Genomic DNA, 13,869 nt, shown 5'->3' with positions numbered 1-13,869 from the left:
GTCTCATTGCCCGCTATACCAGAATAATATCGTACTGCTCCTGGCTGTATATATTCTCGACCTGAAACTGAATGGTGGAATCAATAAATTCCTCCAGATCTGCGACATTGGAAGACTCTTCATCCAGCAGCCGCTCAATGACTACCTGGGAGGCCAACACCAGATACTTTTCATTGTTGTAGGCTCGCTCTTCGCGCAAGATTTCGCGGAAAATCTCGTAACACACTGTTTCGGCAGACTTTAACGTACCCCGCCCCTGGCAGACAGTACAGGGTTCACACATGACCTGCCCGAGGGATTCCCTTGTGCGCTTGCGGGTCATTTCCACCAGACCAAGCTCAGACACACCGGTGATGGAGGTCTTGGCATGGTCCCGTTCCATCATTTTTTCGAGGGTTCGCAACACCTGCCTCTGATGCTCAGAATCCTTCATATCGATAAAATCGAGGATGATGATCCCGCCCAGGTTGCGCAAACGTAATTGACGGGCAATGGCGGTGGCCGCTTCGAGGTTGGTCTTGAAGATCGTTTCTTCCAGGTTTCGATGCCCGACGAAAGCGCCAGTGTTCACATCGACCGTTGTCATCGCTTCCGTCTGTTCAATAATCAAGTAGCCGCCGGACTTGAGTTGCACTTTTTGCCCCAGCGCTTTCTGTATCTCATCTTCTACGCCATAGAGCTCGAACAGGGGCCGCTCACCAGGGTAATGCTCGATAATATCGGCAATTTCCGGGGCGTACTTATTGGCAAAACTCACCATCTTGCCGTGCACTTCACGGGAATCCACCCGGATTTTTTCAATATTCGGTTTCACCAGATCACGTAACGTGCGCATATAAAGCGGCAAATCCTCATGGATAACCGTGCGCACCGGAGCGCTGTTGATCTTGTCGAGCAAGTCCTGCCAAAGTCGGTAGAGGAAGGGAATATCGGCACAGAGCTCGTCACCCTGCACCCCTTCTGCCACTGTTCTGACAATAAAGCCACCATCGACATTAATCTCTGGATTATCGCCGGAGAATTGCTCAACGGTTGTCTCCACCAGGGATTTCAAGCGAGCGCGCTCATCTTCATCCTCAATCCGGGTGGAGATACCAATATGTCGGGTCTGTGGCATATAAACCAGATAGCGCCCGGAGACCGACAAATGCGTGGTCAATCGAGCGCCTTTGGTACCGATGGGATCCTTGACCACCTGAACAATCAGTGGCTGCCCCTCCCTTACGATATTGCGAATATCCTCGACCTCGGCCTGGCGGTCTTCCATACCGTCCTCGCCCAGAGGCGCGATATCATCGGCATGAATAAAACCAGCCCTTTCCAGACCGATGTCGACAAATGCCGCCTGCATACCCGGCAGCACCCGCACCACTTTGCCCTTGAAGATATTGCCCACGTACCCCTTGCGCTGGGTGCGCTCGATATACACTTCCTGCAGCATACCGTTTTCCACCAACGCTGTGCGTGTCTCGGTGGGGGAGGCGTTGACCAGCAATTCCTCACTCATTGCAAAACTCCCTTGTGGATTCTGATTGCCCTTGCGGGTACTAATTAATAGTTGGCCTATTCCAGACTGCTACCCCGTGCTCCGCCAGGATAGCCTGAGTCTCCATAAGCGGCAGCCCCACGACACCACTGTAACTGCCTTGGAGAGAAGCTACAAACACAGCCCCGAATCCCTGGATGGCATATCCGCCGGCCTTATCCTCGGGTTCGCCACTGTCCCAATAGCGTTCGGCCTCTTCACGACTGATGTCGCGAAAATGGACCTTGCTCTGGGAAATGACCCCGCTCTGTCCCTGATTGGAGGTCACGGCCACTGCCGTCAACACGCGATGCTCACGACCGGAGAGTTCCAGCAACATGGCAATCGCCTCTTCGCGATCACGGGGTTTCTCCAGTATCCGCTCATCGGCCACCACAATGGTGTCCGCCCCCAACACGGGAGCGTCCCGTCGGCTGGCCTCCCAACCGGCGGAAGATTTTGACGCCGCCAGCCGTGATACATAGTCTTCAGGAGGCTCTCCGGGTTCATGCTGTTCGGGCACGCTGACGGAGATGACATCATATAAGACACCAATCTGGCTCAGTAATTCGCGACGACGTGGGGACTGGGAAGCTAGGTACAAACTGGGTGACATGAAAGTGACTTCCAAACCGGAACTTACCGGAAAACAATGACTAATTAACAGTTTAGCGGACCGGCGCCCGCTGTCTCAGGTGATCCGATAACCGACCCTGAGCCGCTCCAGCACCATCCAGAGCAAGGGCCATAGCAGGGCACTGGTAAATGCCGGCAACAAGAACACCAGTGTCTGGGCGGCACTGCCCTGCAGGCTGTGCACCCAGCTGTCCACCAACTGATGAAGACCGACAATCACAAAAACGAAAAATGTCTGGTGCCAGATCGTATAGTTGCGCATTCGCTGGTAAGACAAGAGGCAGACGTAGGCCACCACCATCAGCGCCATGGCGTGCAAACCGAGGGGAGTCCCCTGCAACAGGTCCTGAATACACCCGACACACCAAATTTGCAGGATACTGCTCTGCTGGGGCAGGACCATAATCCAGTAAATCACCAGCATCGGGATAAGTTCCGGACGCAACCAGATGCCGGTGGTGCTGATGGGGTAGCTCATTGCTACCAGTGCCGCCAGAAATGACATCAGAATCACCCAGCGGTTGTGGGCCTTGACCAGGGCCATCAGGGCATCTCTGCCGGCGCGGGGGGAACGGCCGCCTCTTCTCCGCTGAACACCAGCAGAACATGACGACTACGGTTAAGTTGGGCCATTGGCCGTGCCTCAACCCGTGAGAAAGGTTTGCCCGGATCGCGAATCACCGCCACTACCTCAGCCACGGGATAACCGACCGGGAAGCGTTGCCCCAGGCCGGAGCTGACCAACAGATCCCCCTGGCGCACATCAACCGTATTGGCCAAATGGCGCAAATCCAGACGATAGAGATCGCCGGTACCCTCGGCAACAGCCCTTACACCATTGCGGTTGATCTGAACCGGCAGGGCATGGCTGGCATCCGTGATCAGCAGCACCTGCGCAGAGTAATCACTCACTTCCACAACCTGCCCCATCAATCCTTGCGCGTCCAACAGTGGCTGCCCAAGAAACACGCCATCACGGCTACCTTTGTTAACGACAACCCGGTGAGTCAGGGGGTCAGAGGAAACTCCGATCAGCTCTGCCACCAGCACCCGATGAGGAACCTTCTCAGCGGAATTGAGCAAGCGCCTGAGGCGAACGTTTTCGGCAGCCAGGGATGCCATTTGCTGGAGCTTGCGCTTGTGAATCAGAAGTTCCGCCTTCATGGCGGCGTTTTCTTCTTGCAGTCGGGAGCGGGTCGCCAGACTCTCTTGCACCCAATCCACGCCACGGCCAGGCAGATCCACCAGCCAATAGACGGGGGTGGTGATATTGGCCAGTCGAGCTCGCACCGGATCGAGCAGATCAGTGTAGACGTTGAGCAAAATCAGGGTCAGGGCGATGGCTCCGAGCGTCATTACCCGGGAAGCCGCTGAAGGGCCCTGTGTAAACAGCGGTTTGATGGTGAAAACTCCTGTTCCCTGTTTCCCACCGGATAGATGCCGGGCTCACATGCGCTAAAGCCCCGATCTATGAGAAGTCAGGGCCTATAAAACTCACCGAATTGTGGTGTTCACGGACGATCAGCTGGAGAGCAGATCAATACTGCGTCGATCCATCAGTTCCATCGCGTGGCCACCCCCCCTGGCAACACAGGTCAGGGGGTCTTCCGCCACAATGACGGGCAGGCCGGTTTCTTCAGCAATCAGTCGGTCAATATCGCGCAACAGGGCACCGCCCCCGGTGAGAACTATACCGCTCTCCGCGATATCGGAGGCCAATTCCGGCGGTGACTGCTCCAGTGCACTTTTGACAGACTGAACAATACCCGCAAGCGGCTCCTGCAGGGCTTCAAGAATTTCGTCGCTGTTGAGAGTGAAACTACGCGGAACCCCTTCGGCCAGATTGCGGCCACGAACGTCGATTTCGCGCAGTTCGCTGCCGGCATAGGCACAACCGATTTCCTGCTTGATACGTTCGGCAGTCGCATCACCAATCACGCTGCCGTAATTGCGACGTACATAATTGACAATGGCTTCATCAAAGCGGTCACCTCCAACCCGTACGGAATCGGAATAGACCACCCCGTTCAGAGAGATGATGGCAATTTCAGTGGTGCCCCCACCGATATCCACCACCATGGAGCCACTGGCTTCTTCCACCTTGAGGCCTGCCCCGATGGCCGCTGCCATGGGCTCTTCGATCAGGCGCACCTCGCGCGCACCGGCACCCAGGGCAGATTCGCGGATTGCACGCTTTTCCACTTCAGTAGACAGGCAGGGTACACAGACGAGAACTCGGGGGCTGGGCTGAAACCAGCTGTTTTCATGCACCTTCTTGATAAAGTGCTGAAGCATTTTTTCGGTGACTTGGAAGTCGGCGATCACGCCGTCTTTTAAGGGGCGAATGGCAGTGATGTTGCCAGGGGTGCGGCCGAGCATGCGCTTGGCTTCAACACCAACCGCCTCGACTATTTTTTGACCATTGTGCTGTCGAATGGCAACCACCGAGGGCTCATCCAGCACAATGCCCCGTTCCCGCACATAAATGAGTGTATTTGCCGTTCCCAGGTCAATGGATAAATCGTTGGAGAATACCCCACGCAAGCGTTTTAACATTGAATTTGCAGTACCTTGTGTTGACCTTATTCAGGGTCTTTTTCTGTTGGCTGGCATGCTGACGGTTCTGATTTCCCTATACGCACAAGCGGCGCACAGAGGCCAAACTACCGGTGGTAAGTAAGTGCAAACGGGCAAGACTCGACAGTGTCCATTAATTGGTGTGAACTCTATCAACGGCGGGGATTTAGAGCAAGGCGCAAATATGGTAACTTTACCGCCTTTCAACTGACTCAAGTCCGCCTGCCACCTCCGGATCCGGTTAATTCCATCCAAACACCGGTGAGCAGGCCCCAACAGCGGAGAAAACTGTGGATCGTTCCGACATTGCCAAACTGGCGGAATTGGCACGAATTGAAGTCTCGGAGGCCACGGTCGACGAGGTAGCCAAGAGCATCACCGACGTGCTGGCACTGGTCGACCAGTTGCAGGCAGCCGACACCGAGGGCGTCGCCCCCATGGCCCACCCCTTGGACGCCACCCAGCGGCTGCGCGCCGACCAGGTCAGCGAGGACAATCGCCGCGAGCAATTCCAAACCCAGGCTCCAGCCGCCGAACAAGGCCTTTACCTGGTACCCAAAGTCATCGACTAGCGCAGGCGGCTCCTCCCGCCCACGCTCCCGAGCTTTCAGAATTTTAGGACAACCAACCCATGCATAACCTGACCATTGCCGAGTTGATTAAAGGCCTCGGCAACAAGGACTTTTCCAGCGAAGAGCTGACCCGGCATTACCTCAACCGAATTCAGCGCCTTGATGGCAACTATAACAGCTATATCAGTGTCACCGAGGATATTGCGCTTGAGCAGGCTCAAGCCGCAGACAAGCGACTGGCAGCGGGCGAGGCCCCGGCGCTCTGCGGCGTCCCCATCGCTCATAAAGACATCTTTTGTACCAATGGCGTACGCACCAGCTGCGGCTCGAAGATGCTGGACAACTTTGTCCCACCCTACGACGCCACAGTGGTGGAAAACTTCCGTAACGATGGTGCGGTGATGCTGGGCAAGGTCAACATGGATGAGTTCGCCATGGGGTCCTCCAACGAAACCAGCTTCTATGGCGCGGTGAAGAACCCATGGGACACCAACTGCGTTCCCGGCGGCTCATCCGGCGGCTCTGCGGCAGCCGTGGCTGCCCGGTTGGCCCCCGCTGCAACGGCAACCGATACCGGCGGCTCCATTCGTCAGCCCGCCAGCTTGTGCGGCCTGACCGGGTTGAAACCCACCTACGGCCGGGTCTCCCGCTGGGGCATGATTGCATTTGCCTCCAGCCTCGACCAGGGCGGCCCCATGACTCGAACGGCCGAAGATGCCGCCATCATGCTCAACAGCATGGCAAGCTTCGATGCCAAGGATTCCACCTGTGTGGACCATGAGCTGAGCGATTACACGGCCAGCTTGAACGACAGTATTGCCGGTCTGAAGATCGGTGTACCCAAGGAATACTTCAGCGAGGGGCTCAACCCCCAGACCGCAGAACGCATTCAAGCCGCCATCGCCGAATATGAGAAGCTGGGCGCTCAGGTACAGGAAATCAGCCTGCCTCACACCCACCTGGCCGTGCCCGCCTACTACGTCATCGCGCCGGCGGAATGCTCCGCCAACCTGTCTCGATTTGACGGGGTTCGCTATGGCTATCGCTGTGAAGATCCCAAAGATCTGGCGGACCTGTACAAGCGCTCACGCGGTGAAGGATTCGGCGAAGAGGTCAAACGCCGGATTATGGTGGGCGCCTATGCCCTCTCCGCCGGCTATTACGACGCCTACTACCGCAAGGCTCAGCAAGTCCGTCGCCTGATCAAGCAGGATTTTGTCGATGCCTTCCAGGACGTGGATGTGATTATGGGCCCAACTGCCACAGCGCCTGCCTTTGAGTTTGGCGCCAAGAGCAATGACCCGGTCGCCATGTATCTGGAAGATATCTACACCATCGCCACCAACCTGGCGGGACTACCGGGGCTGTCCATCCCCTGTGGGCTGGTGGATAACAAGCCCGTGGGCCTGCAGCTGATTGGTAACTTCTTTGCCGAAGCCAAGCTGTTAAACGCCGCTCACCAGTTCCAGCTGGCGACGGACTTTCACACATTAACCGCACCGGGTATTGAGTAAGGGCTCTGATGATGGAATGGGAAACAGTAATCGGCCTGGAAGTGCATGTGCAGCTGGCCACCAAAACCAAGATTTTTTCCGGCGCCAGTACCGCCTTTGGAGCAGCGCCAAACACCCAAGCCTGCGCCATTGATCTGGCCATGCCCGGCACCCTGCCCGTGCCCAATGAGCAGGCGTTTCGCTACGCGGTGATGTTTGGTTTGGCCATCGACGCCGAGATCGGCAAGTGCTCCGTGTTCGAACGCAAAAACTATTTTTACCCGGATCTGCCCAAGGGTTACCAGACCACCCAGTTGGATGCACCGATCGTAGGCCCCGGCCATGTCGAAATCCAGCTGGCCGACGGCAGTACCAAATCGATACGCATTCACCACGCGCACCTGGAAGAAGATGCCGGTAAATCCCTGCATGAAGACTTCCATGGCATGTCCGGAATCGATCTGAACCGCGCCGGCACTCCGTTGATTGAAATCGTGTCCGAGCCAGACATGCGCAGCTCCGAAGAAGCCGTGGCCTTTGCCCGCAAGCTGCACTCCATTGTGACGTCTCTGGGCATCTGCGACGGCGAAATGTCACAGGGCTCCATGCGTTTCGATGTGAACGTCTCTGTACGCCTGAAGGGCACTGAGGAATTAGGCACCCGCACCGAAACCAAGAACCTCAACTCTTTCAAGTTTATGGAAGACGCCATCAAGCTGGAGGTGGAACGCCAAATCGACCTGATCGAGGAAGGCGGCGAGGTGGTTCAGGAAACCCGCCTCTACAATGGCGAGACCAAAACCGCCCGCTCCATGCGCAGCAAAGAAGAAGCCAACGACTACCGCTACTTCCCCTGCCCCGATCTGCTGCCTGTTGAGCTCGACGATGACTATATCGACGCGATTCGCCAACAACTGCCGGAACTGCCGGATGCACGCCAGGCACGTTTCGTTGAGCAGCACGGCCTGTCCGATTACGACGCTGGAATGTTGGCCGCCGATGCCGCCACCGCTCAGTTTTTTGAAACCGCCACCGAGCAGTGTGGCGATGCCAAGCTGGCCGCCAACTGGGTGATGGGCGAAGTTTCCGCGCATCTGAACAACGAAGAAAAAGGCATCAAGGACAGCCCGGTTACGGCTCTGCAGCTGGCCGGTCTGATTGCACGCATCAAAGACAACACCATTTCCAACAAGATCGCCAAGCAGGTGTTCGAGGCCATGTGGAATGGCGAAGGTGACGCCGATGCCATTATCGAGGCCAAAGGTCTCAAGCAAATGTCGGACACCGGTGAGCTGGAAAAAATCGTCGATGAAGTCATCGCCGGCAACCCCGCCATGGTGGAAGACTGGCTCGCATCCGACGAGAAAAAACGCAAGAAGAAGATGGGTGGGTTTATGGGGCCAATCATGAAAGCCACCAAAGGACAGGCTAACCCGGGCATGGTTAACCAGATTCTGTCCAAAAAACTTAACGACATGCTGTAATTCGAAACAGACAACAAATTAATAGAGGTACCTCGTAATGGCCCTGAAAAAAGACAAGCAAAAAGTACTCGGTGAAACCTTCAGCGACGAGCGCATCAAAACGTTTCTGGATATCGAGCCCTACGGTGACATGAACGCGGACTTCCACGTTCTGGAAAAGGCCTACCGCGGCATGAAGGCAGACAACTTCGCCACGCTGGTAAAATTCTTCCTGGAGGCCGGCCGCGATATCAATGCCACCAACAGCGATGGCAAGACCCTGCTGCAGATCGTCAGCGAACACCGCCAGGGAGCTGAGTACGCACGGGTTCTTAAGGACGCCGGCGCGCAATAAGTACCAGGTTGGAGCTGCCACGCTAGAGGAGACAAGGAATGCCCAGGAAGAACAATGCCTTCAATGGACTGAATTACCTGACCCGTGGCGCAGAGTTGATCGTAAAGCCTCAGTTGCGCTGGTTTGTACTGGTGCCACTGATGATCAATCTGGTGCTGTTCTTTATCGCCACCAGCTTTCTGATCCAGCAGTTTGGCGTGGCCATGGAATGGCTGCTGGACTGGCTCCCCGGCTGGCTGGAGTTTCTCGCCTGGATTGCCTGGGTCATTTTCGCCGGATTGGTACTATTGATCTACGGCTACAGCTTCAGCCTCATCACCAACCTTCTGGCAGCTCCCTTTTACGGCATTCTGGCGGAGAAAACAGAGCTGCTGGTACGTGGCGAAGGGCCGGCACCGGAAGCCCTCAGCAGCATGATTCCCCGAACCATCCGACGGGAATTGATCAAGCTCTGGTACTTTATCACCCGTGGTCTCGCCATTGCGCTGGTGATGCTGGTGCTGTCCTTTATTCCTTTGGTGAATGTACTGGTACCGCTGATCGGATTTATCTGGGGAGCCTGGAGCATGGCCATCCAGTACACCGACTACCCGGCAGACAACCATCAGCTTGCCTTTACAGAATCCCGCGCACGACTGGGGCAACAGAAGTACTCGAGCCTTTCTCTGGGCAGTCTGGTGATGCTCGGCACCATGATCCCCATCGCCAATATTTTTGTGATGCCCATTGCCGTGGTGGCGAGCACGCTGTTCTGGATCGATGAGCTGGAGCAGCCGGGTGACCCTGCCTGAGCAAACAGGACAGGGGCTTCTTAATGGGAGCTACTCTTCCTCTTCGTCCCCAATAACCAGTTCACGTCCGGCATCCTTGGCGCGCAGCAGATAAGTATTGGCCAGGTTCAGCTGAGCATCGAGATCATCACAAAGTTGATTGGTGACGCCGGCACTGAAGGTCAGCGAAAATCGATGATCGCCCGCCTGGATCGGCGTCGCCGTTGAAATCGTGCGCACCTTATCGATGACCGATATTGCCTGCTCATTATTGAGCCCGGGCAAGAGAACAAAAAACTCCTGTCCACTGGCACGAGCGAGAACAAAACGACCCAGAGTATCATCAAGCAAGGTGGCAAACTGTTGCAAAGCGGCATCACCCACTTCATGCCCATAGCGGTCATTGATTTGCTTGAAGTAGTCCACATCCAATACCACCGCCGCCAGCGGTGAGCCACTCTCTCTGGCGTGACGATAGAGCTCTTCGCCGCGATCGAAAAAGTATCGGCGATTGAACAGACCCGTCAAATTATCACGATTAATGGAGTCCCGAATCTGTTCGATCAGCTCTAGAGATTCCACGTTGTGCATCACGCGGCAATAAAACTCTTCGTGATTAAAAGGCTTGGGCAAAAAGTCGTTGGCGCCATTTTTGATGAATTTGGCGGAGAGGCTGCCCTGACCTTCTGCGGAAAGCCCAATGATCACCAGATCGGACTTTTCGTATTTGACGCGAATATTCTGCACCAGCTCAAAGCCGTCCATATTGGGCATCTGATAATCGGTAATCAGTAGCTTGACGTCCGGGTTCTTGAGCAGGACGCGAACGGCGTCGACGCCATCGACGGCGGCCAGCGCCTGGTACTTGTGTCGCTCCAGCATGTCACAGATCAGATTGCGCGATGTTTCGGAGTCATCCACCACAAGCACTTTAATGTCCTGGTTTTTGTAGAGCCGATTCACCAGGTTGATCGCGTAAGAATAGGAAAAGCGCCCTTCTTTGCTGACATAGTCCACAATACCCTTGCTGAGCAGTTTCTCCCGTCGCTCTTCATCAAAGCTGCCGGTCAAAACAATGGTGGGCAGATTTTTGCTCAGGGTGTAATCCACCACTTCGCCATCCGGGGCGTCCGGCAGATTCAGATCCACCAGTGCGGCAAACAGGGTTTCACCATGCTGTTGGTAACGCTCCCGCGCCTCGGCAAAGCTCGCCGCGTACACGGCTTCGATACCCGGGTCCGTCTTGATGACGTGGCGCAGGACCTTGGTAACTATGTGACTGTCTTCCACCACCAGGACTTTTTTTATGTGGCTCATCGTTGGGTGCTCTCGTGCTCAGCGAATTTGTTAATTGTTATTGTTTCGTTACACACCCTCCCTGGTCCCGGTAACCACCGGGCAGATCATTGATCAGCGACGCCCTCCTTCGCGACGTCCGCCATCACGGCGCCCTCCGCGCCCGCGGTTGTCACGGGAGGAGCTCTCTTCACGACGAGGGCGAGGCGCCATGGCAGGGGTGCTGGACAGCAGCTCTTCGGGAGGCTGCTCACAGCGCAAGTGGCTGCCCACCAGCTCCTGGATAGGCATCAGGCGGAAGGCGTCATCCTCACAGGCAAAGCTGATAGACGTGCCGGACTTACCCGCGCGACCGGTACGACCGATGCGGTGTACATAATCCTCGGGCTCCTCTGGCAGGGTGTAGTTAACCACGTGGCTGATACCATCAATGTGAATCCCACGACCGGCGACGTCAGTTGCCACCAGAACCTTAAGCTTGCCGCTCTTGAACCCGTCCAGAGTTTTAACACGCTTGTTCTGGGCAATCTCACCGGATAACAACCCGGCACTGAAACCGTGGCGTTCCAGTTTTTCGTGCAAACGGCGGCATTCGTCCCGCCGATTGGCAAACACGATCAGGCTATCGACTTCGTCTTGCTTGAGGATGTTATAGAGGAGCTTGTACTTTTCGTCGGTCGATGCCAGATACACGTGCTGGGTGACGGTATCTGTAGCGACACTTTCCGGCTCAATTTCCACCCGACGCGGCTCGTCCGTCCACTGCTCGGCGAGATTGAGAACATCGTCGGTGAAGGTGGCGGAAAACAGCAACGTCTGTCGATGGCTCTTCTTGGGTGTCTGGCGGATGATGCGTTTGACCTGGGGGATAAAGCCCATATCCAACATACGATCGGCTTCGTCAATTACCAAAACTTCGATCTGGTCCAGATAGACATCGCGATTGCCACAGAAATCCAACAGACGTCCCGGAGTGGCCACCAGAATATCCACCAGAGACTCTTGCAGGTGCTTCTGCTGCTTACCGTAGTCCATACCGCCAACCAGGGTATGCACCTTCAGGTCCGTATACTTGGTCAGCGCCTTGGCATCGTCGGCAATTTGAATCACCAGCTCACGGGTCGGCGCAATGATCAGCGCTCGGGCCTCGCCCGCATAGCGTTCAGCCTCGATGGGGTGCTTCATCAGGTCATCAATAATCGAAAGCAGAAAAGCCGCCGTTTTGCCGGTACCGGTCTGGGCTTTACCCACCATATCGTGGCCGTTGAGGGTATGAGGTAAGGACTGGGCCTGAATCGGGGAGCAATACTCAAAGCCGAGATCGGCAATGGCGTGCATCAGCTCTAACGGGAGGTCCAGATCATGAAAGCGGGTCTTGCCCTCCTGGGGCCCCACCTTGAATTGATCCAGAGACCAGGGCTTGGCCTGCTCCTGCGGGGATTTGCGCTTGCGCTGATGATGGCGCTTGCCCCCGTGTGGATGCTGGGACTTGCCTCCGGACTTCTTGGCGGCGTTGTCGCCACGGCTGGCGCTTTTACCCCCGGATTTGGGTTTGGGCGTTTTCGCGGGGGCGGCGGATTCAGCGGGTTTAGCGCCGGACATCTTGCGGATCAGGTTGCCAATCAAGGGTGGGTCTCATTCTGGTGGTTCAAAACTGAGCCAGTATAACACCCACACCTTAAAGTGGTAGTTAACGCGCCAGGAACGTCCGAATCCAGTGATCGGCACTGACCCAGCGGCCTGGGCCATGGAAGAGCAGTACCAGCAACATGATCAGATAGGTCACCGCGAACTCGATACCGTTATTCAACACGGCGATGCTGCCTTTGGCATAGAGCCAATCCGTATTGCCATGGGTTTCCAGCAGCGACTTCATTGCCCGCACCCGGCGACCGACCTCGACACTGTTTTCAAGACTCTCTTCGGCCGCTTCAATGCCGATCCAGGCCAATGGCTGGGCTGCGCTGGAAGACGGATTGCTGGGGGCAATGGCAAACCAGCCGTTGTGCCAATGAGCCGTGGTGGCAGCAATGATCATGGTAAAAATCAGCGGCAGACTGATCAGTCGCGTCGCCAGCCCGAACAGCAGCAGAAATCCCCCCAACAGCTCTGTCCAGCCCGCCAGGAAAGCCAGTAGCTCGGGCGCGGGCAAACCCAGCCCCCAGTCCGGATTGCCAAACCAGGAAACCACCCCGGGATTGGCCGTCAGGCTCTCCCAAAAGCCCAGACTGTCATCGCTCAACTGCAGCTTATTGTACCCGGCGATGATAAATACGGGGGCGAGATAAAGGCGAATGGCCAGAGGCCCCAGGGGCTCCAGCCGCTTAGTCATCGACAAGGCTCTGTCGTAAAAGCCGGCAGCGGCGGTCAGTGCATTGTTCACGTGGGTATCCTTAGCATCTGTGGCGGTATTGATTTAACCGGATTAGCCAATCTGACCGATAAAAAAAATCAGAGTTCCCTGTCCCCCCTGGGCGCTGCCAACCGTCTACCTATACAAAGCAATAATACAACCCCGGGACAGCGAGAGATTACCCTGGCATGACTGAGTCTGACCGCAGCGAGCCCCCGCAAACCTTGCCAATTGGTGAGCGCGGGCACACAATCGAGGCAACGAGCACTATAGCCGCCACGGTAACCGAGTTGCACAACCAGGAAAAGGTCTGGACAGACCTCTACAATGCTCACAAAGCCGAGCTGGTCAACTATATCAAAGGCCAGTGGCAGCGGAGCGACGATGAGGCACAGGATATTGCACACCAGGCGTTTGAGCGACTGCTGTGCCTTCCGGACCCTGGCCAGGTGGAAAAACCACGGGCTTACCTGTTCCAGCTGGCCAGAAATCTGCTGATTGATGAATGCCGCCGGGACAAGGTGAAACGGGAGCGCCAGGATACGCTGTATGCCCTCAGCCAGCAGGAAGACCTTCGCTCGCCGGAGTCCTGCGCGTTGCAACGCCAGCAGCTCACGCTTTTGCAGGAGGCGATTGAGCGATTGCCGGCCAAGCGGCAGCAGGCATTTGTGCTGAGCCGGGTGCACCAGCTGAGTTACCGGGAAATTGCTGAAGAAATGAACATCTCCACTGAAGGAGTTAAAAAACACGTAATGCGCGCCCTCGACGCCTGCCATGAGTTTCTGAGCCGGGATACAGACCGCGGCCGAGCACGCAAATAGTGATAGCC

The 13,869-nt window shown here is 56.1% G+C and carries 14 protein-coding genes; 6 read left to right on the top strand and 8 right to left on the bottom strand.

Annotated elements, in window-relative coordinates; translation table 11 throughout:
- Nucleotides 1–13 precede the first annotated feature (13 nt).
- The 5 genes from rng to HBA55_RS19735 all read right to left on the bottom strand — a co-directional run bounded on the left by rng (nt 14) and on the right by HBA55_RS19735 (nt 4,717).
- On the bottom strand, nt 14–1,507 hold the full coding sequence (rng, locus tag HBA55_RS19755; RefSeq protein WP_166995013.1) for a ribonuclease G: 1,494 nt from the start codon (nt 1,505–1,507) through the stop codon (nt 14–16).
- A 40-nt stretch (nt 1,508–1,547) separates the two neighbouring features.
- Nucleotides 1,548–2,141 carry a Maf family protein gene (locus tag HBA55_RS19750; protein ID WP_166995011.1) on the bottom strand — a complete coding sequence of 198 codons (594 nt, stop codon included), beginning with the start codon at nt 2,139–2,141 and terminating at the stop codon, nt 1,548–1,550.
- Nucleotides 2,142–2,216: 75 nt separating this feature from the next.
- Nucleotides 2,217–2,705, bottom strand: a complete 489-nt coding sequence (mreD, locus tag HBA55_RS19745; RefSeq protein WP_166995009.1) for a rod shape-determining protein MreD — start codon at nt 2,703–2,705, stop codon at nt 2,217–2,219.
- Complete coding sequence (gene mreC / locus HBA55_RS19740) at nt 2,705–3,517, bottom strand: rod shape-determining protein MreC (protein WP_206019886.1); 813 nt, start codon at nt 3,515–3,517, stop codon at nt 2,705–2,707. The genes mreD and mreC overlap by 1 nt, the downstream gene beginning before the upstream one ends.
- 165 nt (nt 3,518–3,682) lie before the next feature.
- Complete coding sequence (locus HBA55_RS19735) at nt 3,683–4,717, bottom strand: rod shape-determining protein (protein WP_166995007.1); 1,035 nt, start codon at nt 4,715–4,717, stop codon at nt 3,683–3,685.
- Nucleotides 4,718–5,028: 311 nt separating this feature from the next.
- Between HBA55_RS19735 and gatC the strand changes: the two genes are divergently transcribed.
- The 5 genes from gatC to cysZ are packed head-to-tail and all read left to right on the top strand — an operon-like array spanning nt 5,029 to nt 9,412.
- Nucleotides 5,029–5,310, top strand: coding sequence for an Asp-tRNA(Asn)/Glu-tRNA(Gln) amidotransferase subunit GatC (gene gatC, locus HBA55_RS19730; RefSeq protein ID WP_166995005.1), 282 nt, complete (start codon nt 5,029–5,031; stop codon nt 5,308–5,310).
- Between the two features lie 59 nt (nt 5,311–5,369).
- Nucleotides 5,370–6,824, top strand: coding sequence for an Asp-tRNA(Asn)/Glu-tRNA(Gln) amidotransferase subunit GatA (gene gatA / locus HBA55_RS19725; RefSeq protein WP_166995003.1), 1,455 nt, complete (start codon nt 5,370–5,372; stop codon nt 6,822–6,824).
- 11 nt (nt 6,825–6,835) lie between these two features.
- Entirely contained in the window at nt 6,836–8,287 is a 1,452-nt protein-coding gene (gene gatB / locus HBA55_RS19720; protein ID WP_166995535.1) for an Asp-tRNA(Asn)/Glu-tRNA(Gln) amidotransferase subunit GatB, read from the top strand.
- Nucleotides 8,288–8,324: 37 nt separating this feature from the next.
- A complete protein-coding gene (locus HBA55_RS19715; RefSeq protein WP_166995001.1) occupies nt 8,325–8,621 on the top strand; it encodes a PA4642 family protein in 297 nt (98 codons plus the stop codon).
- Between the two features lie 38 nt (nt 8,622–8,659).
- Entirely contained in the window at nt 8,660–9,412 is a 753-nt protein-coding gene (gene cysZ, locus HBA55_RS19710; RefSeq protein WP_166994999.1) for a sulfate transporter CysZ, read from the top strand.
- Between the two features lie 30 nt (nt 9,413–9,442).
- Here the strand turns inward: cysZ and HBA55_RS19705 are convergent, their stop codons facing one another.
- The 3 genes from HBA55_RS19705 to HBA55_RS19695 form a co-directional block, all read right to left on the bottom strand.
- Nucleotides 9,443–10,708, bottom strand: a complete 1,266-nt coding sequence (locus tag HBA55_RS19705) for a response regulator (protein ID WP_166994997.1) — start codon at nt 10,706–10,708, stop codon at nt 9,443–9,445.
- A 93-nt stretch (nt 10,709–10,801) separates the two neighbouring features.
- Nucleotides 10,802–12,289 (bottom strand): ATP-dependent RNA helicase RhlB, encoded by a 1,488-nt coding sequence (rhlB, locus tag HBA55_RS19700; protein ID WP_166995533.1) that lies wholly within the window; start codon nt 12,287–12,289, stop codon nt 10,802–10,804.
- Nucleotides 12,290–12,377: 88 nt separating this feature from the next.
- Nucleotides 12,378–13,070, bottom strand: a complete 693-nt coding sequence (locus tag HBA55_RS19695; RefSeq protein WP_338109427.1) for an HvfX family Cu-binding RiPP maturation protein — start codon at nt 13,068–13,070, stop codon at nt 12,378–12,380.
- Between the two features lie 158 nt (nt 13,071–13,228).
- Here HBA55_RS19695 and HBA55_RS19690 point away from each other — a divergent pair, with 158 nt between their 5' ends.
- Nucleotides 13,229–13,861, top strand: a complete 633-nt coding sequence (locus tag HBA55_RS19690) for an RNA polymerase sigma factor (RefSeq protein WP_166994995.1) — start codon at nt 13,229–13,231, stop codon at nt 13,859–13,861.
- Nucleotides 13,862–13,869: the final 8 nt, after the last annotated feature.

Source organism: Pseudomaricurvus alkylphenolicus (assembly GCF_011683955.1).
GTDB classification, from domain to species: domain Bacteria; phylum Pseudomonadota; class Gammaproteobacteria; order Pseudomonadales; family Cellvibrionaceae; genus Pseudomaricurvus; species Pseudomaricurvus alkylphenolicus.
Note: the sequence above shows the minus strand (reverse complement) of the source record. Positions and strands in the feature narration are given on the sequence as shown.

What these genes read in the sequence shown, in the direction of transcription:
- rng (WP_166995013.1), bottom strand. Translation starts at nt 1,507, where the DNA reads ATGAGTGAGGAATTGCTGGTCAACGCCTCCCCCACCGAGACACGCACA.
- HBA55_RS19750 (WP_166995011.1), bottom strand. Translation starts at nt 2,141, where the DNA reads ATGTCACCCAGTTTGTACCTAGCTTCCCAGTCCCCACGTCGTCGCGAA.
- mreD (WP_166995009.1), bottom strand. Translation starts at nt 2,705, where the DNA reads ATGGCCCTGGTCAAGGCCCACAACCGCTGGGTGATTCTGATGTCATTT.
- mreC (WP_206019886.1), bottom strand. Translation starts at nt 3,517, where the DNA reads ATGACGCTCGGAGCCATCGCCCTGACCCTGATTTTGCTCAACGTCTAC.
- HBA55_RS19735 (WP_166995007.1), bottom strand. Translation starts at nt 4,717, where the DNA reads ATGTTAAAACGCTTGCGTGGGGTATTCTCCAACGATTTATCCATTGAC.
- gatA (WP_166995003.1), top strand. Translation starts at nt 5,370, where the DNA reads ATGCATAACCTGACCATTGCCGAGTTGATTAAAGGCCTCGGCAACAAG.
- gatB (WP_166995535.1), top strand. Translation starts at nt 6,836, where the DNA reads ATGGAATGGGAAACAGTAATCGGCCTGGAAGTGCATGTGCAGCTGGCC.
- HBA55_RS19715 (WP_166995001.1), top strand. Translation starts at nt 8,325, where the DNA reads ATGGCCCTGAAAAAAGACAAGCAAAAAGTACTCGGTGAAACCTTCAGC.
- cysZ (WP_166994999.1), top strand. Translation starts at nt 8,660, where the DNA reads ATGCCCAGGAAGAACAATGCCTTCAATGGACTGAATTACCTGACCCGT.
- HBA55_RS19705 (WP_166994997.1), bottom strand. Translation starts at nt 10,708, where the DNA reads ATGAGCCACATAAAAAAAGTCCTGGTGGTGGAAGACAGTCACATAGTT.
- rhlB (WP_166995533.1), bottom strand. Translation starts at nt 12,289, where the DNA reads ATGTCCGGCGCTAAACCCGCTGAATCCGCCGCCCCCGCGAAAACGCCC.
- HBA55_RS19690 (WP_166994995.1), top strand. Translation starts at nt 13,229, where the DNA reads ATGACTGAGTCTGACCGCAGCGAGCCCCCGCAAACCTTGCCAATTGGT.